This is a genomic window from Paenibacillus kribbensis, from assembly GCF_001705305.1.
Taxonomy (GTDB): Bacteria; Bacillota; Bacilli; order Paenibacillales; family Paenibacillaceae; genus Paenibacillus; species Paenibacillus kribbensis_B.
Genome location: NZ_MCBP01000017.1, coordinates 1 through 24,966 on the forward strand (window position 1 = coordinate 1; position 24,966 = coordinate 24,966).

The following is a 24,966-nucleotide window of genomic DNA, read 5'->3' on the forward strand; positions in this document are numbered from 1 at the left end:
TCCGGTGGCCCATTAGAGCTGGTTAAGAACTTGCTGAAAGAGTCTAATGCCATGGCTCATGCGTATCAGCAGATCCCTGTAGATCTAAAACAACGCTGGAGAGCCAATTATGACAGCTACATGGCAGCTGAAAAAGCCAAAGTATCCTATAATTTTGATGAGTATGATAAAGAATTTATGGGTACTATGTGGGTCCTCAGTAAGAATGGAGTTACCGATCAGAAAGCTGCACAAGCTTCTCTTGCCTATAACGAAGCTATCAAAAATGGAGAAATCAAATTACATCACGAACCAGAAAATGTGGATATTTTCGTAGAACAAATTAAAGCAGCAAGAGAAGGAAAGAACTATTGGACAGGAGAAGAAATACCAAAATGGCAGGCAAATGCGATTATTATTAGTAGTGTATTTTCTGAATTTCAGATGGTTGGAAGTTTATACGGTGCTAAATTTGGCAGGAATATAAAGATACCTTCTAAATCAATTAAAGTTCCAAAGTCTACCGTTAAAACTCCGGGGACAGGAATAACAAAAGCTACGTCTTCCAAACCCGGTATGTCGCTTAAAACGGAAGGGACAGGAATAAGTAAAGTAGATCCATCTGAGCAAATAAAACAGCGAGTATTACAAAATATCGCTCAGAGCAAGGCTGCAAGGGAAGCATCCAAGTTTGGGGAATATGTAAAAAAAGAAAAGCTTACTCTTGATGCTATTAAGAACCGACAGGCGTTAGAGGGGACGGGACAAGGTGGTAAACCTGTTATAGAGAAAGAGAAATGGCTTGAGAGTCTACAGAACACAGAAAACTTCAAACAAGGGACTAAAGAAAATGGATTAAACCATATTTTTGATGGTGAAGTACTCAAGAATGGAAATGCCAATGGTTTTCATTATGAAGGAATGCCAAGTAGTAACGGTAAAATTGTCGGAAATATTGACCCACCTAATGAGTTTGGTGTCTATCAAGCTAATATTGAAATTAATGGAGTATTAAAAGGACCTAAATCCACATTTTTTCCAAAGAAATGGACACCACAACAGGTGATAGATTCAGTAAATGAAGCTTTTAATAATAAAGTAATTATAAAAAACAATAAATATATAGGAAAAACAAGCACGGGAATGGAAATAGAGTTTATTTTAAGAAATGATAAGATAATTTCAGCTTATCCAGTATATTGAATTGGAGGTTGTTTGAATAATGATAAAATATAAATATAAATTGAGGTATATGGAAGAATTTAATATAGTTATATTGGATTTTGACGAAGAAAAATCACTGGAGTTCGCCAATATGATAAGTGATCCCTTAGGATCTGATATACCTTGGAGATTTAAAGATTTGAAAATTGATATTGATAATTATATTGATTTATTAAGGGGAAATATACCCGAATATAGACATGGAGGAAATGCATCAAGCGTTATATCCTTTAGAGACTATACAATAATTGAAGATCCATTTTATGACGAGGAAGAAGATGAAATTGAACCGATCTGTAAATTAGAGACAGTTGAATTTGTGAAAATTATATTAGTATGGGCTTATGAAACTTATAAATATAAAAGCGAGAGGGGGAGGATTCCTCGAGAGGAGGCAGAAATGGTTATGAATTGGATTGAACAAAAAATGATAGAAGTTAAGAGTATAGAAAATAACGAATAAACATAACAAACACTGAGAAGCTTATTCCTATAAGAGTCATAATGAGGAATAAGTTTTTCAATATGTACACAGGTATATCAACAGTCTTTATAATATTGAAACATTACATAAATTTTGATTTGGGTAACGTAGACGGATACTGACTAAGATCGTTTTCTCCTTAGGGGACGGGTAAAGCTAGTGAATCTTACTTATCACCAGAGATGGAGCAAAAAATATTAGGGGGAGAGAGAATACCAGGTAAAAATGGACTTAGAGGGGGGCATTCGTCTAATGTGGTAAACGATGCAAATCCTAATTATGCAGTAGAAGTTCTCAGGGAGAATCCAGTTGGAACTAAATTTGTTCAATTTTATCATCAGTTTCCAGATGTAACTCTCGCAAAGCTTAAAAAAAGCACAGTATTTCCTGATTCATGGAGTGATGAGAAAATTATAGGCTCTATAAAAGAAATTAGCGATACGCCAGCAGTTGGAAGTCGTACTTCAGATGGGGTAACTACAACTTTGCATAGCCGTACTGTAGATGGTGTTGAAATAGATGTTATTAAAGAAGGCAATAACATTACTGCTGGATATCCGGTGGGAGGTAAACCAACGCCAGGATTTGAACCAATAAATTAGTGGAGGCAAATTTATGAAATATGAAGAATTTGACAAATTAATAACTGAAATGTCTGGAGAGAATGCTTCAGATGATTATTGGTATGATGTTGGAGTAAATGATGCGATGACCTTGTTGGAAAAATTTTCTGAAATAGATTGGGAATTGCTTGGAAAAAATATAATGGATAAGTCGTTAGAGTGGCAAAAAAGAGTAGTATATTGCTTTGAAGAAGAAAATGATGCAAGAGAAATTAATATAATATTATCACTTATTGAAACAACAGACAAAGAACTATTTGAAATGTGTATTGATTCTTTAAGATTTTTAATTAATGATAATAATAAAGATTGTATAATAAATAACAATGAACTTATGGAGAAATTGAGAAAAATGGCATCAATTGATAATATGTCAGGTAGAATATGTAGGGAGTTTCTTAATAAATTACAATAGAGATGATAATATATGAGTTGTTAAATTTTCATAATAATAGGCTGCAAAACTTATTATTTCTAATTGACTTATAATGATATTTATTAACACTGCTTCATATAACGAAATCATTATGAAAAGTTCAGATTTCTATAATTGTTTGAAAGAAATGTGTATAGAATTTATTGGTAGAGATCCGGAACAGAAAGACCAAGTGCATTTACTTATGGACAAGATAAAGGCTATTTTAAATTTGTTAAAATTCCACACTGAGTTGAGTAAACCAATCAATCAAAAAAATGAAAAATAGGTAGGTTTACAAAGTGACAACAAGATCATACAATACAACAAACCAAACTCTAAACCAAGCACTAAATCATTCAAATACTTGATAAACTTTCAAAAGCTCTTTCCAACTTGAACGATGAGTAGGAATGAGCTTTTTTCATGCTCAAAATCAAAGGAGGAAGAGAACAGTCCCAATCGCCTAAACTAAAACAATGACTTGCCATCCTTCCCCATCAGAGTTAACATACACACACTTCAACCACGGGAGGGAAAAATTCCATGTCAGATTGGCCAGAATGGTTTCAAGAAGCATTACGCCAACGTTTTTATCAGATAGAACTAGCCAGTGAACAACAAGCTTCATGTTCATCAGAGGACAACAATCTATTCACTCAAATGGATCAATTCAAAATGAATCAAAACGAGGATATCCAACGCCTGTTATCTGAGTGGGAAGAAGCCATTGGCTATCAGCTAAGTCAGGACAAACAATCTATCTATATGGAAGGAGTTAAAGACGGGATTCGATTGATCCTTCCCGTCATACACTCCACAAATATTCGTTAGCCCATTGATCGTTTTAGCCTATAGTTTATCTAAACCCCTAAATTCATTTAACAATGATCTATTAATCTTCTATAATTTCATCTATGCTCATTCCATTTTTCAAGGTAAAAACAAAATGCGCTGGTGAGAGAATCGTGATCTTCTCCACCAACGCATTAAATAGGCTATCATCAAATTGTTCCAATATATCCTGCCGCTAGTTTAAAAGTTGTATGATTTCATCGACACGTTCCTTGATCCTCTCATTCTGATCCTCTTCCTGCTCCAGTTTCAGCATCTGTTGCCGTAGCTCGTTTAGCTCACTGGAAAGTCTGTTCGTTTCTTCATCATAAACCGTCTCGTCAATCTGATTCCGTAGCTTGAGATTTACTAATTCCTTCAAGTCGGATTTCGATTGTTGCATCTTTCTTTCAATGTCCAATAGCTGTTCTTGCCCTACTTTGCTGGAAAGTACCGATTCAATATTTCCTTTCAGCGTTTTAATCAATCTTTCCTTGTTCTCATACATCCGGTTGAACAATCGTACAAACGCGGAATGTAAAACTTGTTCATCGACTGATTTGGCATCACATGCTGCTTTCTCTTCATTGACATACGTTTTGCATTGCCATACCACTTTTTTGGATGGATTATTGCTGTTCCAGGTTCGGCGTTTAAAAATAGCTCCGCAGCATTCACAATACACTTTGCTGCTTAGTACATATTTACTGGAGTATCTTTTACTCTCCCCCATCACACTCCCTTTCAGCTTGGCTCTTCGTTCCTTCTCTTTTTGCACCGCTTCGAATATTTCCTTCGAGACAATCGGTTCATGGTTGTCCTCAATTAAATATTGCTGTTCCTGTCCTTTATTCCTTATTCGTTTGTGGGTTAGAAAATCTACCGTTACCGTCTTTTGCTGAAGCAAAGCTTCGTAATATTTCTCATTGGTCAAAATTAAGGTAATAGAGGAATCCCACCACGTATCGCCACCCGTGACTGTTTTAATGTGATCTCGCATCAATCCTCTGGCTATCGCTTGATAGCTTTTCCCATCCAAATACTCCTCGTATATGCGCCGCACAATCTCGGCTTCCTTCTCATTAATGACCAGTTCACCATGTTCATCCTTATCATAGCCAAGGAAGCGATTCGTGTTGCAGAAGACTTTGCCGTTTTGGAAGCCACGTAATATGCCCCATCGACTGTTTTCAGAAATATTTCGGCTCTCGTCTTGGGCAAGAGAACTCAGGATGGTCAGCAATACTTCACCTGTTGTATCCAGTGTATTAATGTTCTCTCGTTCAAAGAACACAGCAACTCCTAGACTTTTGAGTTCCCGTACATATTTCAATAAATCCAGTGTGTTTCTGGCAAACCTCGAAATAGACTTGACCAGAATTAGATCCAGTTTACCATTTCGGGCATCCTGTATCATCCGATTAAAGTGCGTTCTATTTTTGGTACTGGTTCCAGTGATTCCTTCATCGGCATAGATATCCGCCATTTCCCATTCCAAGTTGTTTTGAATGTGTTGAGTATAGTGGTTTACCTGATTGGTATAGCTCTCCTTTTGCTCCTCGGAATCTGTGCTGACTCGGCAATAGGCAGCGACTTTCTTCTTTTGAATAGATTGAATTCCTTCTACGATGTCCATCGTTTTAATGGGAACGATGACAACTTTTTTTGCGGTTGCGGCTTGGGCCATAAGTGTTTCTCCCTTCGATATCTTCTTTATACGGTCACATGGTATAATGCTTGCGGCACATCATCAAGTCCATTTCTGCCCATGTTATAGCTACTTGAAAAACTTTTTATTCAGCTCATCAATCGCTATGAACTCTTCTTCTGTAATGACATGTTGTGATCTTAATTGCTTCAATAGACTCAGACTGAGCAAGTAATCAATAGATTTTCGTTGCATATGTATGTGCTCCTTTAAAATAAAAATGGCTCACCTCTAGGGCAAGCCGATAGATATAAAGCTTAGAATAAATTCTTAAGGCTAATGGTCTTTTCTATTGTCATGCTAGGATCGCTTACTAAGGTGGCAGTCAGTACAAGGGCTTTATTGTTCGCCCCACTACTGCTTCCGGCTTTCACCGTCACACTATTTCCTGTGCTGGCTGTTATGCTCCCCATGATAGGAGTTGAATCATCTTGATTCCGTAGGCTCCACTCTACCGACTGGTCAAACACTTCTGTTCCATGATCATAGATATGGCTGACGTATGAGGAGCTTTGGCCTGTTTTGGGAATGGGATTGCCGGTAATGGCTATCGAATAGATATGCGTTCCTGTTTCGACGACTCTCATTTCAATGTTGCTCAGCACTGTCGGATGATACGTTAGTTTTGCAGTAATACTTGCTTGTCCCAAAGCAATGCCCATAACCTGTCCTTGCTGATCTACACTAACCACATTCGGATCACTAGATATATAGGTAATCGCCGGATTCGCTATCTCATTCCCATTATCCGTAGCAGTTACATTCAACGTTATTGTTTCGTTAAGCAGCACATGGGCCATCGTTCTCTGATTGATATGTAATGCGTATGTATGAGCAATCTCGTACTTCCATCGGTCTGCAATATTAATTTCCACGTCATCATAAGCTGTATTTATGCTATCCAATGTGCAGCTTAACTGGATGATGCCATTCATCGTGCGGTCAATTCCAACTATTTTAAACGGCTGATGAGTCATATAAAATCGTTGGCTTAATGTAATGCCTCTCGTGTCTGCATTGTATTGTACGATAACCAGGATGTTTCCCTCCGGTATTGAAATAACCTTACCTGTTTCCGTTGAAAGCGTTCTGGCTTCTACCACAGCATCAAACCATTTCACCTGCCCACTCCAGTTTAAAGCCACCCGTTGATTACACTATCTCATTCGGCCTCGACAGGACTTGTCATTTTGATCCACCTGACTAGTGATCAGATAACGTTCATAACGATAATCCACGATATCTCCTGTGTGTAGAGGTGTTGCTGCTCGAATGATTTTTTCATCGGTCATTCGAATGGTATCTGTCGCATCCCGGATCAGAGCAAACTGCTTTACACTATTGATATGTACAAGTTCGCCTTTCTCTCGTAGAAAGAAATCCAGCATGGTTTCTAAGCTCCTTGTCACTCCTCCACCTCCAATGCAAAATCCGGCTTGCAGCGATACAGATACAACTCCACGTAATCACTCCATCCCTTCATATCCAAAATAATAAAGACATCCTTACCAATTTGGACATAGCAATTCGACTGCAATAAGGATTCCACCAGTGGACAGAAAGCTCGATATGTTGTCTCTAGTATGTAACCATCTTCAAATGAAAAGCTTTTGCGATAAGGTTGTACATCTGCCATCACTGACCGAATAGGTATAAATTCAGCATCTAAAATTTCCAACTTTGTATCGTAAAACATTAATCTGTCCCTACCTTGATTTTAGGTAGAGGAAGAGCCAATCGAATACTTGTTGGAATCCCTGTTTCATACGTAGCTGAGCGTTCACCTTCTTGCTTAGTTATAAGTCCAACCGAATCCCTATTTTTATAGAGATACACAGCATAATCGACCATAACATCATCATATTCCACTGGCAGTGTTGAGACATTACAATAACCTAGAATATTACCCTTAGCTTTATTTAAGTAGTGGATCAGGATATCGTCCTTGGATATATCTGTTGGCTCTATGCCTAATAATCGTTTTATCAAATCGATTGGTTCACTCATGTACTGGCTCCTGTTCCTCCTTTGCCTGTGCCTTTTCGGTACGTTTCAAATTCTTTGCAGTTTGAGCTTTCGTTACAGGTTCATCTTCTGCATTCTCATCTGGTTGAGGTTCTTCCATTTGCTCATAATGCCCACTGGTCTGTAACCTCAGCATTAACTCCTGATCTGTGACTTCCCATGTGCAGCCTGTTTCTTGATTCAAAAACCACATCTTATCACCCTCCAAAAAAATAAAATAGGGCATCCAAAACGGACACCCCGAACGTGTTTCTTCTATTATAATGTGTTCTCATATCATCTACTTTCAATTAAGACTTATTCGCTGTAAGTACAGTGATGGCTTCGGGCTTAATACATTTGGCTCCGAATACTTGCAACCCTTTCACTGCATCCGAAAATTGTTTCTCTGGTCTGAAAGCTTCCACCGAATCCACTTGACCCGCAAACGAAATAGCACTTTTATGACCTGCAATAATTTTGTACTTGGCTCCTGCGGTATTCGGCACATTGTTGGATTTGTAAACGGTCATTCCATCAATATCCCCTACATAACCTGTGCGGATGATATTTGGGTCTTTGGTGAAACGAGCATCTTTCAGTAGCAAGCCATAGTACCATGCAGGAACCACCACAAATCGTTCCGTTTCAGGCACATTATTTTCGTCTAGCAGCACACCTAGATCAATCAGCAAATCATAAGCTGTATCTTTCGTGGGAATTATTGGCGCTGTATCATTGCCAATTGTATTCTCAGCTTTGACCTCTGTGTAGAATCCAGCAAGATACTGATCCCCACATTAGCAAGCCCATACGAAGCTTCTACGATCCCACCATCCAACAGATTCACATTCGCTTGGGCAGCATCTACATCATCCACTTGAAAGTTGAAATACTTCGCTTGATCAACCACCAGTGTTTTTTGCGTAGCATCCAGTTCCTGTGGATTCCCAATTCCAGCTACTTTGTCATAATTGCCAATCGTCACCGCTCCAATCGAATTGATTTTTACTGTGGAGCCTTGACCTTGAATCTCACCTTCATAATCAGTGTTGACCACATTGCCATACACCAAATTCTTCTTCAAACTTTCATTTAAACGTGCGCTCCAAATTGTAGGAATAAAATTTTGTACTGACATATCTAATCACCCTGTCCTTTTCTATTGATTATTATTTGTTTTGTAATGCTTGTTTGACTTGATCCCAATGCTGATTAATCTCGTTTGGCGACATGCCTTTAATCGCTTCTAATGTAAATGTGTTACCTGTTGAACCAGCCGGAGGGGTATATCCTTCCCCTTTAAGCCGTTGCTCAACTTGATGTTGGATAGCCACTTGTAGCGATTGTTCCAACATAGCCAAATTCGCTGTCGTGGCTTCTTCATCGGCACCAATAAAAAAATCCACTAACGGAAGTGGAAGTTTCTTTTCGGATGCAATTTTAATTGCTTGACTGGTTAACCGTTCACGCTGCTTCTCCAGCTTCATATTTTCGACTTCAGCACGTAGCTTCTCGACCTCGATATCTTTCTCATCCTTCGTAGGGAATCTCTTTTTGATTTCAGCATTCAGTAAATCCTCGAGATGATTTGCTTTCCACGTTTCCAGTGATTTAGCGGATCGTTTGTCCACCGTGCTATCGAACCAACTTTTTGCTTCCTTGTTGGATTGGATATATCGCTCTATCCCTTCTACGTTATACGGATTCAAATCCTGAAGATACGCTTGCCATTCCTCATTCGTTTGGTTCTCTTCAATGAACTGCTTCACTTGTTCCAATTTCATTTTCGTTAATCTCCTTTATCGCCCATTCGACTCTGTAGAACCGAACACGCTTATGTATGTATGGAGCCTTTTAATGTCATGCTCAGGACAGCAATGTAACGCTTTAGAAATCACAAAAACGAGGAAAAGGTACAAACATACCCACTCCCCACTTTTACCTATTTTTCATCCTTTGTTTATACGGCTTTTTGACAGCCTAAAGCGTTACATCAAGCCTGTTGTTTGCCTAAACTTCAGAAACGTATATGTATGCTGAAACTGTATAATATTGAGTATCATGCTCAAGACAATCATGTAACGCATTAGAAAACGCAAAAGTGACGAAAAGGTACAAGCATGCCAACTCCTCATTTTTGTCTATTTTTAACCCTTTATTTATAGGGCTTTTCCCACCTCTAAAGCGTTACATCGAGCCGTCTTTTTGTCTGAACTTCCGGACACGTATCCTAATATTTTCTTTTCTCGCTTTACCTTTACACTTCTCACAATATTTCTGTCGATTCGAATTTGCCGAAAATGTTCCTCCACAACGTGTACAGTTCACCCTCGGCTTCACTGTCTTAGGCTCAGTCTCTACATTACGTTCAGACTGATATTCTCGCTCCAGCTTCTCGTCTATTGGCAACACTCCATTTTCAAAATAGGTACAACGGGGCAAAGAATCATCTTGAGCGAAGAATGCACATGAGCCATCCTGTAAGCAGCAATAGTTTGGGATGCCATGCTTCGTTCCGAGATAACAAGCACAGCTATTCTTAACCAACCGCTTGATACTATTTTTATTCTGCATTCGATTTCTCCTTACTCACATCTGTTAATCGTTGCTGCTCCGAATGAAATTTATTGAATTCCAGCTTTGGATTCTCAACAAACGGAAGCAACGTGAGCAACGTCTCCTGAGATACGACTTGCTGCAATTTAACAATCACATCAGCCATCCCAACCAAATCTGTTGGCAAGTTTCTTGTGAATTTTACGGCGATATCCCGGTAATCGTATTGAACGCCTTCTTTAATGTGCAGAAAGGTGAAGAAGTTACGCAGACGTTGCTTGATTGCCTTTTCCATTAAGGCTTCACGCATTGCTACTCGATTCTCTAAATTCAGCAGCTTATTTCGCAGCGCCAAGGAGGACGTATTGCTGGCCCAGTTTTCATTAAAGTTGACCTGATCCATCATGTCGAAGATTTTGCGTTCAATGTTATCCAACTCGTTTTTCACAAAAGAATCGTTAATTTCCTTTGTGAGCCAACTTACCTTTCCTCCGGCCGGAACCTGAATAATGCCCATCTTCTTCATATTCAATAAATCTTCAGCTTCCAGCTTTGCATTCTCAATCACAAGATAGGCGTTGCGATGATCTGCAATTTCATTGACCAAATCGGAATTCAGCGCATTATAGGCATCAAATAAAGAAATCACATCATGGAAGCCACTTTTTCTCTCCGTATTGGCTGGACAGGAGATAAGTGGGACTCTTCCAAAGATGTGATTATGTTTGCCGATATATTTTAATTCAGGTGCTTGGTTCTGCCTACTCCGATTGTGTTTATCACCGTTACCAATTGTATAATGTAGAATTTCATGGTCGGTATACACGTCAAGGTACACTTGCTTATCAAGTCGTCTTGTAAATTTATGTAGTCCTAATAGCACATTTCTTTCTGCTGTTCCGTCCTCCAATACATACGCATTCAAAGGGGATAGCACCGTCGCTGAAAATTGGCCTTCCGAATCAATATAGTTCAATTCGAAGCTTTCACCGAAGATTTCTGATTGTTTCCGAAGCTGTAGATTATGCTCTTTGTCCCAATGACTCATATGTACATCTATGTAATGTATAGCTGTATCCTGATCCGACTTGGACACATAGTTTACTGGCTTACCTAGCAGGTAACCGACTTCATTATCTACGAACTTACGAGGAAAATTGAAAATGAGCTTTTGATTGCTTCGGCTTTCTTGCATCGCATAGTTCTTGAGAATAGCATGCTGACCATTGTAGTAGTCTGAGTATTTCTGTTTGGCTATTGCAGCCGATTGGAGTTCATTTAGACATTCCAAAATAATTTGTTCGGTGATTTGCATCTCATCGAATCCTTTCAAAAATGGGCTATGTAATTGTTGCTTAAATAAATAAAAGAACCACCTTTACTAAGGCAGTTCCTTTTTGAATTAACGTTCACCGTTAGTGATTCATTCCAACCTCATTTACTTGATCCATTAATAATATTGGCTTTATTCGGCAGACATGGCATCCGCTTTTGTTACATGAACCGTACCATATGGATGCTCAGGCGGAGCATAGATGACGTATATTTTAAGCGGGGTATTCCCCGTATTGGTAACATTGTGCCATGTTCCAGCAGGTATCATAATTGCATACCCACCACAGGCCATTGATTGAAAATTCAAATTTTCTTTACTTTCACCCATCTGAACAAGTCCCTGACCTTCTTCAATACGTATGAATTGGTCTGTTGTAGGATGAACTTCTAAACCAATATCATCTCCAACATTAATACTCATCAGGGTTACTTGAAGGTGTTTCCCTGTCCACAAAGCGGTGCGGTAAGTATTATTTTGCTTAGTAGCTTGGTCAATATTTACTACAAATGGTCTTTGTCCATAATCTGTTGATTTATAAGGATACCCGTTCGTGTTGACCCCATTATAATAAATGACCATTCCAATTATTACTCCAACGGCTGTTATTCCAATAGTCGTGCATTGGAGTATGAGTATGCCATTGATATGGATAGCATGAATTACGGTACAATATTCATTCTCCTCTCAGCATTTCATTGTTTATTTTCATTCTATGCACTTGCCTATATAAAGGTTTTAAAAAGGGCAAGAGCCTGAGGCCATAAACGAATGCAACACTAAATGCTAAACAATTGACATCCAACCTTTATGGTTATTGAAGGTAACTGTCCATTTGCTTAACGAGATTGGATCATAATAAAGAATGAGTATCCGGCAGAACCCTCAAAACAACAAACTGCGATCATAAAATTTCAGACTTTTCACAGACTGAATCAATTGAACAGCACCATATAAACTATCTGGCGCGTCATCATATTGGCAGTTTCGATTGTAGTCCTTCACCTGATGATTGTATCTGAGGTTATCCGAATTGAACAGAATATGTCCCTTCTTGATTTCTGGTTCCAAGCTAATAATACGTTCATGCTTCTGCCCTTTTGAATGCACACTTTCTACGGGTGTATGTATATTCGCCTTCCATAGCTCTTCTTCAAACTTTTGCTTCATGTAGCTTTGTGCCTGATTCACTTCAAAACCAAGCTTATCTACAGGATAAAGCTTCAATTTTTCAATTGCGACTTGAAACAAATCATCCGGCAGCATTTTGTAAATATTACCGTCGATCACATACATTTGCTTCGTCCTTCGGTGCTGACCAATAATTGAAATAGCCGAATAGTCGTTTTTCTTCCCTGCCTTAATCGCTGGATCAATATACATGGCAACTTCCATGTCCTCAAATTCAGGCAACCTATCCCAATACATGAGATTCTGAAATATGTATTCATCGGTTGAACGCGGATCATTTTGTAACTCTTTATAAAATGACCTTTCGCCCATCGCTTGCTTCTTGCACATCAAATAATAATAGTCCAAATACTCGCTCCACAGGATTTTCGTACCCTCCAGCATTTCCTCCTCATTCGCCATAAAAAAAGACAAGGCAGTATTGATCCTGTCCTCATCCTGCAAGTTATTATATTGTCGCTCCCACTCTGACCATAGATCATCACGCTCTGAAAATTGAAGCACGGCTGCTTTACGAACACTTCGCACACCAGGGATTTTACCTTTAAGCAGATCGGCCATAATGTCCTCTTCGTTCAAAATGGTTCCACAGATCAAAATATTCGTATCCCTTGTGCCAATAGGTAGTATGACATCTGTAAATGTATTTTTAATTTGTTCTCGTTTGGCTTCGGATCGTGCCGTATCCTCCTTGAGCAAATCATCCATTAGAACCAAGGTAGGACGGTGATGCTTATAGTGAATACCTCTCAAGCTGCCATCTATGCCACGAATCATAATGCAAGAGTCCAGTCCACCTTTACTCTTGAGCCATATTTCATTGTTGTTCCAGCGACTCCCTTTACGGATACCGAAATCTTCAATTAACATCGTATTCGTTTCCAGCTCATCTTTGATCATATCGAGGAAGGGCAATGCAATCTGCTCTGTGGCAGATATAATCAATGTAAACTGTGATTTATCATATAAAGTCGCATACAACGGAAATAAAAAGGAACTGATCGTGGACTTTCCATGCTCCCTTGGGAGGCCGAAAGCCGTAATCAGTCCTGTATGGGCAAGCATATGTCTTAATTCCGTGAATAGCTCTTTGTGAAACTTACCAAATGCTCGATCAAAGTATTTAGGAAAATAGGCTAAAGCGAAAAACTCAATATCCATCTCACCAATAAGCTTGCGGAGTTCGGAGAAAGAGAATGTTCCGATCAATTGTTTCATTTTCGCTGGTTTAAAGTGCTTCTCCATATACTGCTTAAGTAGCTCAGTCTGTCGCTGCTCTTCTTGCTTTATTGTTTCAATAGGTATGGCTCCTTCCTCATATTTACCGTAAAATCATCATAAAAATTTCTGCACCATTTGCTGGCTGTTCTGTTTCTGCATATAGAAGCCCCCCTCCCATCCACGACAAAAAGAGTGGCTCATCACCACTCGATATTTGCTAGAGCTAGCTCCATATCCTGCTGTGTTGTTAAGGTATAAATATTGGTTGTTGCTACGTGATCATGTCCAAGGATTTGCTGAATGGTCGTCAATGGAGTCGTTTTGACCAGCTTATAGCCAAGTGTATGTCTCAGCATATGGGGTGTAACCTTTACATTGACTCGATCCCCGTATTTGTTCAAGATCAAGTTGACTGCATTCCGCTCCAAGGCTCCGCGCTGCCCAATAAACAAGTGTTCCGATTCAACTTGTGGCCTGACTTCGAGATATCGGGTGATGGCTTTACGTACATCCTTATTCATGGGTATCGTTCGGAAGGAGTTCCCTTTACCAAGCACCTTCAATATCCCCTTACGGTCTGTCATTTCGATATCCTTCAACTGGATGCCAACCAATTCGCTTACTCGTATGCCAGTCCCAATCAATAATTCGATCATACAAATGTGCATCCGATTGCCCATACGGTGAATTTCATTCCGCAGCTTCCACAAATCCTTTTCCGCTAACCCTTTGTATTGGCGAACAACCTTGTTCCTGACTGCTTCGATATGTATTTTTTCCTTAATATGGCCTTGTTGGTACATCCACTGAGCAAAAACATTGATACTGGCAATCTTGCGGTTGATGGTCAGTATCGCTTGGTTGGTGCTTTGCAGAACCTTCTTGTATTCTACTCCATCAAGTTCAATACACTTGTCCAGTCCATACTCTGTTTTCCTTTGATACCAGGATATGAACTGCAATACGTCCCGAATGTAGCACGAAACTGTGTTCTCGCTTCGATCCTTGCTCCGCAAATGTGCTTCAAACCCTTGAATATACTCCATATTCTCCCCCACCTTTCGTTTGTGTGTCACATCATACCGTTGATGCGAGGGAAAGTCCACTGATTGCATAACTTATCTTATGCACTGATTCTGGCTACTTTCGGAGCAAATTTAGGGCTAAAACAGGCGTTTATCTATACAAATACTGACGACATAACGTTATGGCTGCGAATCGTCCGGCTCCACATATCCTTCCTCAATCTCTACTAATTCTTCTACAGTCTCATAGTCGGCATCCACCACATCCGCTTCAATCATATCCAAAAATAGCTGTTTCCGTTCCTGTTCTAGTGCCTTCGTATTGACCACAAGTTCACGTCGATCATTCCACTCGTTGGGTGAGCGATTCTTTAAGTAGAAGATCATCGCTGTCGGATTGGGGGGCTGATATCGTTTCACTTTCTCAATGCGCGTCTTCTTTTTTCCATTTTTATCCTCTTCAACTATTGTACGAACCTCCTCGTAGGAATACCCAGTCGCAGTTTTTAAAAGTGAATTTTCCACGTGTGAAATAGGGACAGATTTACTCCATTTGACTAGTTCAGCCAGCATCGGATGCTTATCAATATATTCGTACCAAGTCGTTTTACCTATGTCGAGTTTCCTGATGATGTCCTCTGCATTCATGCCTTCTTCGAACCATTGCTGAATCTCCGCTAATCTAGGATACACATGTGTCTCCCACTTGGTTGGACGTTCCAATGCTTCAGCAAATTTGGGATGTTTTCTACGATAATCACCTAATGTCCAAATATGAATATTTAATCGTTTGGCAATCTCCTCATCCGTTGCTCCTTCACGCACCCAAACGGGAATATCCTTCAGTCTTGGCACAACAAATTGATCATACTTGGTCAATATTTTAGGTTTATTCCTTTTTGGATTGTTACTGTTCTTGCTCATTCTGCTCACCTCCAGCACAAAAAAAGGAACAGCCAACTATTGGTCATTCCCCATATGTATTCTAGCTTACCCTTCCAATTCAGCCTCGTAAAACAATTCAATATCCTCAATTACCTTCTGAATCAGCTCATTGTCCTCCATAGCTTCCTCAGCCCCAAGCACATTTACCTTTTCGGCTTGCATGCCCTTTAGGAATCGAATCACCATATCTACTTTTGCCTTGCCCAATTCAATCACCCTTTCGGTTTAGTCAGCACATGATACCTCTGACCTTACCGACTCAGCAACAACTTCATGATAGTCATACTGCTTACCATCCCGAATCAAATATACGCCGTTATCGCTGCCAACGTTGGCAATGCTTAGCCTTCCCTCTTGCCTTAATAACCTTACCTCCAATACAAAAAGCCTATGTAAAAGGATATACATAGACATCTATATATTTTAATATCTGGCCACTCATGATCACTCTTCGCTGATGAGCATTTAACGCAACAGCCATTCCTTTATCGTCAATGTGGAAGATCCATTTTGAATGAGCGGATCTGAATTTCCAATCTTTATCGCCTCATCAAGTGATGCTGCCTTTATTAAATAGGCTCCTCCCGTTGCATCGCTGAAGGGGCCATACATTTCGAGAAGCTCCTCTTTTTTTAACTTTTCCAGATGGTCATAGTGTCCTTGGACATCATTAGAATCGAACTTGTTTGTTCGGGTTGTCATTAATAAAAAGTAGCCCACTGGTTTCCCCTCCGTATTTTCCTTGTAATAAAAGTCTAGCATTACTGATCCATAAAATGAATATTAATTGATTTATCAAACCAATATATATAACATTTATCTCAATACCTCTGACTTTGCAGACTCAGCAGCAACTTCTTGGTAGCTATATTGCTTACCTTCCCGAATCAAATATACATCGCTATCGCTACCAACGTGGGCAATATATCGCTTCACAATCACATCTACAAATTTGGGATCAAGCTCACTTGTGTAGCAAATCCGTTCCGTATCCTCACAAGCAATCAACGTTGAACCTGAACCACCAAATGGATCAAGCACGATATCGCCTAGCTTGCTCGAATTTTTAATCGGGTAGCTAATTAAGGGAATCGGCTTCATCGTGGGATGATATTCATTGCGAAATGGGCGATCAAATTGCCACAGTGTCGTTTGCTTTCGATCACTATTCCAATAGTGTCCACTTGTCGGCTTCCAACCATATAATACGGGTTCTTGCATCCAGTGATAATCTTGCCTGCCCATTACCATCACTTGCTTAGCCCATATACAGCATTGTGCTAGTTTGAATCCAGCTTCGATAAATGCCTTCCTAAAATTCAAACCTTCACTATCTGCATGGAACACATAAATACTAGCTCCATCATCAGCTACTTCATACATTCGAGTATAGGCAGCCAATAGGAAATCATAAAACTGGTCATTGCCCATTTTATCGTTCTCAATTTTCAATGCATCCTTCGTTTTACCTGTATAGTCCACATTATAAGGTGGATCGGTCACAATAAGCTGAGCCTTCTTACCGTCCATCAATGTTGCGATATCTTTCGGATTAGTCGAGTCACCGCACATGAGCCTATGCTTTCCAAGTAGCCAAATATCACCTTTATGAGTGACCGGATATTCAGGTAACGCTTCTTCTACATTAAAATTATCCTCATCATCGGCTGTATCTTCATGTAATGTATCCAGCAACTTCTCTGCTTCAGACCAATCAAAGCCTGTTAACTCAATATTATATTCTGCTTCTTTCAACTCATCTAATAATGCAGCCAATGCTTCAAACTCCCATTCCCCTGTAATTTTGTTGAGCGCTATGTTCAGGGCTTTCTCTTTTGGACTTATTCACATCGACTATGACACAATCGACTTCATCGTAACCGAGTGCCTTCAACACTTTGGCACGTTGGTGGCCTCCCACGATGGTATAATCGCTATTACAAATAATCGGTTCACAATAACCGAATTCGATTACACTATTCCTGATCTTTTCAAATTCCGGATCACCCGCTTTTAAATCCTTCCTTGGATTATATTCGGCATGTACCAGTTGATCGATCTTCAATTTCATCCATTTCATTTATAAAATTTGCTCCTTTTCTTTAAATCCATAATTCTCAATACTCCTATTTATGTAAGGTATCAGCATTTCTACGTTTTCGAATTTGCTTTCCGATCCAGCTCATTCCCCTTTCCACACTGACTTTTGAAAACTGAATCGTCCAAATCAAGCCACAAAGCATACTTACCGAAGCGAAAGCGCGTAATATTTCTACACTTATTGCTTGTAACATTAATAGCATTTATATTTCTCCTCTCTAAATGAAAAAGGAACCCTAGCTCATAGCCAGAGTTCCCGTGTTATCGTAATTGCAAACCTGCTCATTGTGTCACGTGACACATTTTACTCTTTGTAGGTTCAAGTCCTCAATTCGTGTAGCTTAAAATTTTTCCAATTCCAGTCGGTATTCAACAAGTTTAATTTCAACCTGTAAATCAAAAATTTTAAAATAAGCAGCTTGACTACAAATGAATAAATGTCTTGGGTATGAGGTAAACGTCATTTCTCCATTTCATTCTTTCAAAGTTTAGGCTATATCAATGGACTGACCCCAGTTTCCCCTATATATAGAAAAGTAGGGTCACGTCAATCCATCATGTTCAAAAAATAAAATGAAGACAGCCAACAATGTTGGATGGCTACGGAAAGAAATAATTTGTTTACAAATTTTTGTTGACGGTTTCTTTTGATCTTAACGTTTGTACCCACATAAGGGGAAACTCTCTCACCATCTCGATAAAAACCACTTCGCTACGCTTCGTAAACGGTATTCATCGACCTGCCACCGTTTCCCTCTTGCCTTCGGCAATTCACCCTTTGCGGCTTAATTTTGGTTTGTCTCATTTTTTTACTTTTTTACATTTCATAAAACGGTTGATTTCATTACCTTTTCTATCCTCTGGACAGCAAATCATGGATATATGTTATATATAGCATTACTCCACAATTTGCGGTCCAAGATTAAAAAAATCCTTATATGTACTACCTTTTTGACAGTATCGAAAATAAGAAAAATTTGATTTTTTTGTTACAACCGACTATCCGTTAAATTTGCTAACTAACCAATATCGCTTCCCTTTATAAGGATTGTTGCTTCCATCTTTTAACTTTTTTCGGTTATCTGGAAAACTACCAATCGCATATTTTAATTGATTCGATTGGAGGTAGGATCGTAATTGGCTAATATCCTTTTGTAATCTGCCTCGATAATCCTTGATATCAAATTTTTCAATGACTTGTTTTTGACCCTCTTTGTATATTCTTTTACCGACTATCGTGTCTAAATAGTTACATAATTCTTCTTGCTCAAATAGTTTCTCAATCAACGTGATTTTATTTTTATGTAATAAGTTTGAAATGTACATCATATAGGCATCGCTTTCCTTTTTTCCTCCCGTTTTTTCTCTATATTCATTCGTTTCCCTATTGCGATCCAGCATATCCTTGATCCGATCTCTCGTAGCTACAGCTTGAAGATATTTAACTCTGGACACCGTCTTCTTCGACTTATATTTGCCATCACTTGTTGCGTTGTCTTTAATGATGTAATTAGATTGCCTCGAAAATTTACCCACTAGCTTTTTCCATTCTTCAACTCCACCATGAATAAAAGCGTCTGCTTCATCCAGTTTCATTTGGACTGAATTCAAATAATTATTCAAATTCCTATTGTTTCTATTCAGCAACACCACATGAACCTTATCTTGGTCATTCTTGAATCTCTTTCGGCCAATACACTGCAACATCGTATCCACATCAAATATATCGCACACAATTAATTTAATTTGTTCATCCTTCAAATCAAAACCATTATCAAGCACAGTTGTCGTGAATAGATATTTACAGTCAAACCTATTTTGCTTGACCATGGACTCCACTTGATCATCATCTACATATTTGAGATATTTTTTATTTTTGCTGCTTTTACTACATACGAATAATGAATTGTCATATTTGAGATGAAGCTCATAAGCCTTTTGGATACTGCTTGCAAAATATATAATTTTATCGTCGGCTTTGTTGAATTTGTACTCGATTAGTTTTTCTACAGAATAAAAGTCTGTATAGAAGGATAATGATGCAATTTGATTAAATTTCCTTGGAATCGAGTAAGACCATATCTTATTTTCGGTTCGTTTGAGTTTGCGTCTGTATTGATCCTTTATGTAAGAGAATAGTACATACCCAGTTGCGGACATAAAAATCCTGATTTGAGACTGTAAACTGAGTATGGCATGTAGAGAATCATCCGAGTTGTCATTAAATCCACTGTCCGTAGTAAAGTAATGCGACTCATCACACACAATGTATGTATAGGGAGAAAAATTGTACTCCTCGTCATTGTTTAGCTGGTTCTCAATCGTTTGATATAATTCAACTTTGATTCTTGAGGTATCCTCGATAGCTTCCTTATTCTGATCGTATAAATTCTTCCGATTGACTAATAAAAGTATGTTCACATTTTGCTGATCGGCTAATTCTTCAAGCTTATTTCGGATAAAGAAGGATTTGCCCGATGCCGTGCCACTACTGATTAAAATGATATCTCCATTTTTCCATTCAGCCTCCTCCCCATTTATCTTCTCAGTTACATTTTGCTTTGGCTTATAATCATCAATTCTCATCAAATGCTCCTCACATGATTTCTAACATCTACATTTTAATGATCCGTTGCTTCCCATTCATCAATGGCTATAGATAGTTCTGGTGTTTTCAGATACATGGAAAATAAAACATTCGTCTTATAGTGTCGTGCCTTCGTTATAAACGAGAACCCCTTACTCGTCAGATAATTAAACAGATTAATATCATAACAATAAAAGTAGCTCATTCAGATTCACTCCTGTCATTGTGAAATCACACCTATACATCAGATGTCACCCAAGCGCCCGTGTTAACAGGCGCTATATCATGACAGACCTATGAATCAATTTATTCGATATGGACTATAGCCTTAAAGCTTGATTTCGTGACTTTCTCAATAGTTAAAAATTCAATTGCTGCACCATCAAAATCAAAGAAGGATAACCTTTCATCTCGGCGAATGACCTGATCTCTCGGAATGATACACTTCACTTTCCCCTGCTCATCTACAATATGAACATAGCGGTACTCGACCACCTGAATCTGTAATTTCTTGTCCAATACCTGGTCAGCAACCAACTGCGATTCTTCCTCCGACTTTTTTAAAGTGCTGAAGCCAAGCGGATAATTCCTCAATGTTCGTCTTGTACTTTTCTCGTCCAGCATAGAAGGCGTATTACTAGTTTGTACTACGGTTTCCCGTTCAGCTTCGTATCCAATAAAAAATTGTCCCATAATCTCAAATAATGAATACACACCATCCCGCACATGGAATGGAAACTCCAGATCATCTATTGTAGCCATGCCAGCTTGAACGATAAGCTCCTTGCCTTCTATATTTCGATTCGTAAGCTGGTTCACTCTTCGTACTTCCCTCTTCATTACATTTTCATGCTGCTTTAGATTTTCCAGCAGTCCATCTACAAACAGCCATGCAAAGGAGTACGTTCTGTAGTTTTGATAAGCGATCTCGACAGCAACACTGGCAAGTATCGAAGGATAAGGACAGATCTCTTCACACCGAGTTTTGTATTCCTCTCTTAACCTGGCGTATTCTGCGCTAATTGCTTTGCGGGTATCATTATCCCGTTCCCATTTTTTCAGTTCATTCAATTGCATCAAGCGATAATCGATTGGTTTTTTCTGCTCGTTGTATTCTTTATACAGCGGTTCAATACGAGCTATATGGTTCAGAAACTTCGGCTGGCTAACCTTCCTCATATCCTGTAACAGTTGTCTCGTACTCTCGATGCTGAAAATAGACTGATCCAGTTTGCCATCTTTCATGTTAAACGTTTCATCTATATACTTTTCTGCCACAACACAAAATTGATTAAACGGCGATTTCTTCGAGTACTGATAATCATCCGCTTTGCCACCATTCACAAAACGAAAGAAATACGGCATTTGGATAGCCAGACGATCCAGCACATATGGAATCTCTACTTCCAATCCATTTTTGGTCGCATCAATGATTTGACCTTGGAGAAATTTTAAAACTGAGTTTTCCAAAACGCGCGCTTGAAGGCTCCCTTCCTCCAAAGCCAGATTCTGAAAATACGTATTCACATTCGTACATTTACCCGTTAGATTATGTAGACTTTTTAACTCCATGTTGACGATACTGTCCATATTATTCGGCACAGGTGCAGCTACTTTTTTATCATCTTCGTTGATGATGGTAGGGGCATCGACCACTGCTGAGAGTATAGTAGAATCATTGGTACAAAGAGCCGTATCTCCATCCACATCTCCGAGTCCAAGTCTTGCAAGTGTTAAATCACAACAGTTCAGAACAATCACATTGTCCAAATGACACATATATCGGTTATGTACTTGTACAAAATCTAGCTTACCGACTTCATTAAATATCGTTAACGGTGATCGGAATAGAGCATGCATTCCACGTTTCCAATTCATAAAAGCCTGGTTCTTCTTTAGCACACCTGTAACTGGATATCCGCTGGCATGCTCCATAAATGCAATCGGGTCATTGGTCAAATAAAAGTAACTGCCACGAATCGGAATACGACCTTTCAACATATCCTGTACTTTCAGCATGGCTTGCTTCACGATGAATTTGCGGACGTTTCCGTCATACAGCATTAGTTCGTTCAAATCAATAGCTTGGATGATTTCATTTATAAACTCTTTCTTCTGACCCCGTTCTATTTCATCTTCCTGTTCATCGGGCTCCTCATCTACATCTTTGGGTTCATCGTCTTCTTGGACCAGCATATGTAGGAACGCTTTCGTGTAAGCAATATCTCGAAGCCACTTTCCATGGACGTCATCCTTTTGTCCATGTAATACTCGTTTGATGACATCCATTAGAGGCGTAGCTAATTGAAATAAATCGTTCAGTGTAAGATTCAGCGCATGAATATATTGGTATGTCAGTGGTGTATGGGCGTTCATCTGGTATGCTGGTTTCGCATAATTAGCTACCCAAAAGTGGTTATGATTATGTACTTTAAGTAATGCTTCATATTCCGTTATATTTTCAAACAGACACTTCGGCTTTACTTGTTCCTCACTGTATTGATGCCATGCTTTGAAGCAGGATTTGGTGAGGATGAGATCAATAGGACGACCCAGTTTGTCAATAATCAGCTGTGATTCACCGAAACATCTTTTATTTCTGTGATGCTATTTTCCTTGAACCATTTCATTAGATCGAATCGAATAAAGTTACCTTTGATATATGGAAGTCTTCCCTGAACTGCATTAGGTGAATAGGATAGGTTCAGATGTTGTCCAATACGCTCAGCAAATTGGAAGCTCATTAAACCTTGACCATCGAAAAACTGAACATTCTTATTTTCATACTGTGAATACTCTACTCGCTTAAATCCAATGGACTCTTCATTGATAGCGATGATTGGGATTTCTTCTGTTTGCTCGATGGAATAGCAAGGGTATAATAACTGAACGGGCAGGGAAAGGAATTTCTTCCAGCTTCACACGACGATTTTGTTTATGCCATACATTAAAAGTTTTGAACTCTGATTGATCAGGAACAGACTTTGTTCGACCATTCCACGGGATTGTTTTATTCGGTATACGTTCTAACTTATGTAATTGTTCCTTGGATGGCCTCAATTCTTTCTTCGCTTTGAAATATTCACGTTGCTTCGTCTTTTCATCGAATATCAACTTCTGGTGCTCCAAATCTTCAGCACACTTTTCCACTTTCCATACATCCTCAATGATCGTATCTTTTTCATAATCGGGAATGACGACAATACGAGGGATATAAGGCACTCGCTGTGCTGCTGAACGACTTACACCAAGTGCTGCTTCCCACTTATGGATGTTGGTGAGTGGTGGTATTTTGCCCAGTGTAATGCGTCGATACAGATCAGCAGCATACTTTTCCTGGATAAATTCTGTCCTCTGAGTACGTCCCATCGCAGGTGACTTGATCGAACGGACATATTTCCTTCCATTATAATAGATGCCCTCTAGCAGCATACGTTCAAACAAGGCAAGTTGGGATGGATCATCTTCGTCAATTTGATCAGCCTTGAGCATGAAGAGCACTTCGGTAACATCGGTGAAAGGATCATGTTCTGTTACGACTCGTCTGAGTTGATCGAGATAGATGCTGTTTGATACGGTGATGGTACGAGTGCTGGATTGTGGTGTACAAATTTGATTGCCTACATGAGTGATCTCATTAAAGTGGAACAGTTTGATTTGGTATTGATTTCTTGTTGGAATACTGGACAAATTTTGGCCTCCTGTTTTGTAGTTTGTACGATATGGTTGTGAACGTTCCATTCTGATGCTTCTCGTTTTCTGTAATCAATGGAAACTGATGTTCGTATATAGTGTAAGGAATATACGTTCGTATTGCAAGAGTTAAGTTCATAGAATTGCTTATATGAGGACAAGACTTTAAGGAGAACAAGAAAAACCGAGGGTATATACCCTCGGCCGTTTTGGAAATACAATTAAATTAATCCTGATTCAATTCGGTATAATCTGCGCGAAAATATACTTTGTAATCTGTAGCCTTAAACCCATATGCTTTCAGCATCTTCAGCAATATATTTCGTATGCCGTTTCCGCTCATATGTGTCTCTATATACACTTTATCAAGGATTAACTGAGGTTTCCTTATTCCTTCTTGCTTCGTTGAGATGTACTTATTTTTCTTTCCATTCATACCAGACATATGTTCAAAAGCAAGAAATTTTTCGCTATCTATTGCAAGCAACAATTCAGCAGTTTTTTTAAGCATTTCTTGCCAAGTTTTCACTTCTATTAATTGTTTCTCATTAATTCGAAAAGCAAACGGTCGCTTATGCGTAAAATTCTCATAGAGAGTATGTTCAACGTTAGAATCCACCATGTAATCAGCATAATTGGGGATTTTATTCTTTTCGGTTTCTTCATCTGTATCGTCGTCTTCATTGACTAAATCAATTGCCTCTACACTAAGAGTAGCCACAAATTGATCAATCTGCTGTTCATAATCATGAATAAATACCGCCATATCGTCATACTGCCGTCTAGCAGCAAAGTCTCTTTTAGTGAAAGCGTCGTTTGACCTATGGTTTATACTGTTCATTGTATCATTAAGTACTTCTTTTATAAGCTCCAAGCTCTCAGACAGGTCAATAGCTTTGTTCGGGAATTCTGTTTTTAAGGTATATAGTACTTGATCCAAGTTCAAAAAAGCTCAACTCCTTGAGACAAATTCAATCTATAACTCCAACCCATTCAACAAATCCCGCAACACAACAATCTCTTCCTTGGACAACGTAACAC

General features: G+C 39.0%; 25 protein-coding genes and 3 pseudogenes. 5 read left to right on the forward strand and 23 right to left on the reverse strand.

Translation table 11 applies throughout. From position 1 onward, the window contains the following. The 5 genes from BAZ21_RS29945 to BAZ21_RS29160 all read left to right on the forward strand — a co-directional run. Nucleotides 1-1,182, forward strand: a 1,182-nt coding sequence (locus BAZ21_RS29945) for an EndoU domain-containing protein (protein WP_256022405.1), incomplete at its 5' end; no start/stop codon positions are given. A 19-nt stretch (nucleotides 1,183-1,201) separates the two neighbouring features. Next, entirely contained in the window at nucleotides 1,202-1,666 is a 465-nt protein-coding gene (locus BAZ21_RS23545; protein WP_068505343.1) for a hypothetical protein, read from the forward strand. 203 nt (nucleotides 1,667-1,869) lie between these two features. Then, nucleotides 1,870-2,289 carry an EndoU domain-containing protein gene (locus BAZ21_RS23550; RefSeq protein WP_068505344.1) on the forward strand — a complete coding sequence of 140 codons (420 nt, stop codon included), beginning with the start codon at nucleotides 1,870-1,872 and terminating at the stop codon, nucleotides 2,287-2,289. 13 nt (nucleotides 2,290-2,302) lie between these two features. Further along, nucleotides 2,303-2,725 carry a hypothetical protein gene (locus BAZ21_RS23555; protein ID WP_068505345.1) on the forward strand — a complete coding sequence of 141 codons (423 nt, stop codon included), beginning with the start codon at nucleotides 2,303-2,305 and terminating at the stop codon, nucleotides 2,723-2,725. A gap of 546 nt (nucleotides 2,726-3,271) precedes the next feature. Beyond that, a complete protein-coding gene (locus BAZ21_RS29160) occupies nucleotides 3,272-3,559 on the forward strand; it encodes a hypothetical protein (protein ID WP_068505346.1) in 288 nt (95 codons plus the stop codon). 196 nt (nucleotides 3,560-3,755) lie between these two features. Here BAZ21_RS29160 and BAZ21_RS23570 read toward each other — a convergent pair whose 3' ends face one another. From BAZ21_RS23570 to BAZ21_RS23655, 23 genes and pseudogenes are all read right to left on the reverse strand, one after another. Then, nucleotides 3,756-5,246 (reverse strand): recombinase family protein, encoded by a 1,491-nt coding sequence (locus BAZ21_RS23570; protein ID WP_256022409.1) that lies wholly within the window; start codon nucleotides 5,244-5,246, stop codon nucleotides 3,756-3,758. Between the two features lie 90 nt (nucleotides 5,247-5,336). Next, nucleotides 5,337-5,462: an SHOCT domain-containing protein gene (locus BAZ21_RS29950; RefSeq protein ID WP_256022411.1), complete on the reverse strand. Its 126-nt coding sequence runs from the start codon at nucleotides 5,460-5,462 to the stop codon at nucleotides 5,337-5,339. Between the two features lie 62 nt (nucleotides 5,463-5,524). Then, the gene (locus tag BAZ21_RS23575; RefSeq protein WP_256022412.1) at nucleotides 5,525-6,388 is read right to left on the reverse strand and encodes an Ig-like domain-containing protein; all 864 of its coding nucleotides are present in this window, start codon (nucleotides 6,386-6,388) and stop codon (nucleotides 5,525-5,527) included. Between the two features lie 36 nt (nucleotides 6,389-6,424). Further along, the gene (locus BAZ21_RS29955; RefSeq protein WP_256022413.1) at nucleotides 6,425-6,676 is read right to left on the reverse strand and encodes a hypothetical protein; all 252 of its coding nucleotides are present in this window, start codon (nucleotides 6,674-6,676) and stop codon (nucleotides 6,425-6,427) included. After that, entirely contained in the window at nucleotides 6,673-6,963 is a 291-nt protein-coding gene (locus BAZ21_RS23580) for a hypothetical protein (protein ID WP_068505347.1), read from the reverse strand. Before BAZ21_RS23580 ends, BAZ21_RS29955 begins: the two co-directional genes overlap by 4 nt. Next, the gene (locus BAZ21_RS23585) at nucleotides 6,963-7,274 is read right to left on the reverse strand and encodes a phage head-tail connector protein (protein ID WP_068505348.1); all 312 of its coding nucleotides are present in this window, start codon (nucleotides 7,272-7,274) and stop codon (nucleotides 6,963-6,965) included. The genes BAZ21_RS23580 and BAZ21_RS23585 overlap by 1 nt, the downstream gene beginning before the upstream one ends. After that, nucleotides 7,267-7,485, reverse strand: coding sequence for a hypothetical protein (locus tag BAZ21_RS23590; RefSeq protein WP_068505349.1), 219 nt, complete (start codon nucleotides 7,483-7,485; stop codon nucleotides 7,267-7,269). The genes BAZ21_RS23585 and BAZ21_RS23590 overlap by 8 nt, the downstream gene beginning before the upstream one ends. 97 nt (nucleotides 7,486-7,582) lie before the next feature. Further along, nucleotides 7,583-8,412 (reverse strand): annotated as a pseudogene (locus BAZ21_RS23595) (phage major capsid protein). 31 nt (nucleotides 8,413-8,443) lie between these two features. Further along, nucleotides 8,444-9,058, reverse strand: coding sequence for a DUF4355 domain-containing protein (locus BAZ21_RS23600; RefSeq protein WP_068505350.1), 615 nt, complete (start codon nucleotides 9,056-9,058; stop codon nucleotides 8,444-8,446). Between the two features lie 779 nt (nucleotides 9,059-9,837). After that, nucleotides 9,838-11,145: a phage portal protein gene (locus BAZ21_RS23610; RefSeq protein WP_068505351.1), complete on the reverse strand. Its 1,308-nt coding sequence runs from the start codon at nucleotides 11,143-11,145 to the stop codon at nucleotides 9,838-9,840. Between the two features lie 150 nt (nucleotides 11,146-11,295). Beyond that, nucleotides 11,296-11,836 (reverse strand): annotated as a pseudogene (locus BAZ21_RS23615) (cupin domain-containing protein). A gap of 212 nt (nucleotides 11,837-12,048) precedes the next feature. Continuing rightward, a complete protein-coding gene (gene terL / locus BAZ21_RS23620) occupies nucleotides 12,049-13,572 on the reverse strand; it encodes a phage terminase large subunit (RefSeq protein ID WP_256022416.1) in 1,524 nt (507 codons plus the stop codon). Between the two features lie 203 nt (nucleotides 13,573-13,775). Continuing rightward, nucleotides 13,776-14,621: a tyrosine-type recombinase/integrase gene (locus tag BAZ21_RS23625; RefSeq protein WP_068505353.1), complete on the reverse strand. Its 846-nt coding sequence runs from the start codon at nucleotides 14,619-14,621 to the stop codon at nucleotides 13,776-13,778. Between the two features lie 159 nt (nucleotides 14,622-14,780). Then, nucleotides 14,781-15,524: a transposase gene (locus BAZ21_RS23630; RefSeq protein WP_068505354.1), complete on the reverse strand. Its 744-nt coding sequence runs from the start codon at nucleotides 15,522-15,524 to the stop codon at nucleotides 14,781-14,783. 66 nt (nucleotides 15,525-15,590) lie between these two features. Beyond that, on the reverse strand, nucleotides 15,591-15,752 hold the full coding sequence (locus tag BAZ21_RS29165; RefSeq protein ID WP_218061442.1) for a hypothetical protein: 162 nt from the start codon (nucleotides 15,750-15,752) through the stop codon (nucleotides 15,591-15,593). A gap of 258 nt (nucleotides 15,753-16,010) precedes the next feature. After that, on the reverse strand, nucleotides 16,011-16,247 hold the full coding sequence (locus BAZ21_RS23635) for a YciI family protein (RefSeq protein WP_373441575.1): 237 nt from the start codon (nucleotides 16,245-16,247) through the stop codon (nucleotides 16,011-16,013). A 114-nt stretch (nucleotides 16,248-16,361) separates the two neighbouring features. Continuing rightward, nucleotides 16,362-17,625: pseudogene (locus BAZ21_RS23640) on the reverse strand (site-specific DNA-methyltransferase). 1,019 nt (nucleotides 17,626-18,644) lie between these two features. Beyond that, on the reverse strand, nucleotides 18,645-20,231 hold the full coding sequence (locus tag BAZ21_RS23645) for a DNA/RNA helicase (RefSeq protein ID WP_068505356.1): 1,587 nt from the start codon (nucleotides 20,229-20,231) through the stop codon (nucleotides 18,645-18,647). 35 nt (nucleotides 20,232-20,266) lie between these two features. Continuing rightward, nucleotides 20,267-20,437, reverse strand: a complete 171-nt coding sequence (locus BAZ21_RS29170) for a hypothetical protein (protein ID WP_176718205.1) — start codon at nucleotides 20,435-20,437, stop codon at nucleotides 20,267-20,269. A 101-nt stretch (nucleotides 20,438-20,538) separates the two neighbouring features. Then, nucleotides 20,539-22,608, reverse strand: a complete 2,070-nt coding sequence (locus BAZ21_RS29960) for a hypothetical protein (protein ID WP_256022418.1) — start codon at nucleotides 22,606-22,608, stop codon at nucleotides 20,539-20,541. A gap of 191 nt (nucleotides 22,609-22,799) precedes the next feature. Then, nucleotides 22,800-23,129 (reverse strand): RNA dependent RNA polymerase, encoded by a 330-nt coding sequence (locus BAZ21_RS30340; RefSeq protein WP_373441576.1) that lies wholly within the window; start codon nucleotides 23,127-23,129, stop codon nucleotides 22,800-22,802. Then, complete coding sequence (locus BAZ21_RS29970) at nucleotides 23,056-23,922, reverse strand: hypothetical protein (RefSeq protein WP_256022421.1); 867 nt, start codon at nucleotides 23,920-23,922, stop codon at nucleotides 23,056-23,058. Before BAZ21_RS29970 ends, BAZ21_RS30340 begins: the two co-directional genes overlap by 74 nt. A 229-nt stretch (nucleotides 23,923-24,151) precedes the next feature. Then, nucleotides 24,152-24,871, reverse strand: a complete 720-nt coding sequence (locus BAZ21_RS23655; RefSeq protein WP_068505357.1) for a hypothetical protein — start codon at nucleotides 24,869-24,871, stop codon at nucleotides 24,152-24,154. Nucleotides 24,872-24,966 lie beyond the last annotated feature (95 nt).

Coding starts and splice junctions, on each gene's coding strand:
- BAZ21_RS23545 (WP_068505343.1), top strand. CDS start 1,202: ATGATAAAATATAAATATAAATTGAGGTATATGGAAGAATTTAATATA.
- BAZ21_RS23550 (WP_068505344.1), top strand. CDS start 1,870: ATGGAGCAAAAAATATTAGGGGGAGAGAGAATACCAGGTAAAAATGGA.
- BAZ21_RS23555 (WP_068505345.1), top strand. CDS start 2,303: ATGAAATATGAAGAATTTGACAAATTAATAACTGAAATGTCTGGAGAG.
- BAZ21_RS29160 (WP_068505346.1), top strand. CDS start 3,272: ATGTCAGATTGGCCAGAATGGTTTCAAGAAGCATTACGCCAACGTTTT.
- BAZ21_RS23570 (WP_256022409.1), bottom strand. CDS start 5,246: ATGGCCCAAGCCGCAACCGCAAAAAAAGTTGTCATCGTTCCCATTAAA.
- BAZ21_RS29950 (WP_256022411.1), bottom strand. CDS start 5,462: ATGCAACGAAAATCTATTGATTACTTGCTCAGTCTGAGTCTATTGAAG.
- BAZ21_RS23580 (WP_068505347.1), bottom strand. CDS start 6,963: ATGTTTTACGATACAAAGTTGGAAATTTTAGATGCTGAATTTATACCT.
- BAZ21_RS23585 (WP_068505348.1), bottom strand. CDS start 7,274: ATGAGTGAACCAATCGATTTGATAAAACGATTATTAGGCATAGAGCCA.
- BAZ21_RS23590 (WP_068505349.1), bottom strand. CDS start 7,485: ATGTGGTTTTTGAATCAAGAAACAGGCTGCACATGGGAAGTCACAGAT.
- BAZ21_RS23600 (WP_068505350.1), bottom strand. CDS start 9,058: ATGAAATTGGAACAAGTGAAGCAGTTCATTGAAGAGAACCAAACGAAT.
- BAZ21_RS23610 (WP_068505351.1), bottom strand. CDS start 11,145: ATGCAAATCACCGAACAAATTATTTTGGAATGTCTAAATGAACTCCAA.
- terL (WP_256022416.1), bottom strand. CDS start 13,572: ATGAAACAATTGATCGGAACATTCTCTTTCTCCGAACTCCGCAAGCTT.
- BAZ21_RS23625 (WP_068505353.1), bottom strand. CDS start 14,621: ATGGAGTATATTCAAGGGTTTGAAGCACATTTGCGGAGCAAGGATCGA.
- BAZ21_RS23630 (WP_068505354.1), bottom strand. CDS start 15,524: ATGAGCAAGAACAGTAACAATCCAAAAAGGAATAAACCTAAAATATTG.
- BAZ21_RS23635 (WP_373441575.1), bottom strand. CDS start 16,247: ATGACAACCCGAACAAACAAGTTCGATTCTAATGATGTCCAAGGACAC.
- BAZ21_RS23645 (WP_068505356.1), bottom strand. CDS start 20,231: ATGAGAATTGATGATTATAAGCCAAAGCAAAATGTAACTGAGAAGATA.
- BAZ21_RS29170 (WP_176718205.1), bottom strand. CDS start 20,437: ATGAGCTACTTTTATTGTTATGATATTAATCTGTTTAATTATCTGACG.
- BAZ21_RS29960 (WP_256022418.1), bottom strand. CDS start 22,608: ATGAACGCCCATACACCACTGACATACCAATATATTCATGCGCTGAAT.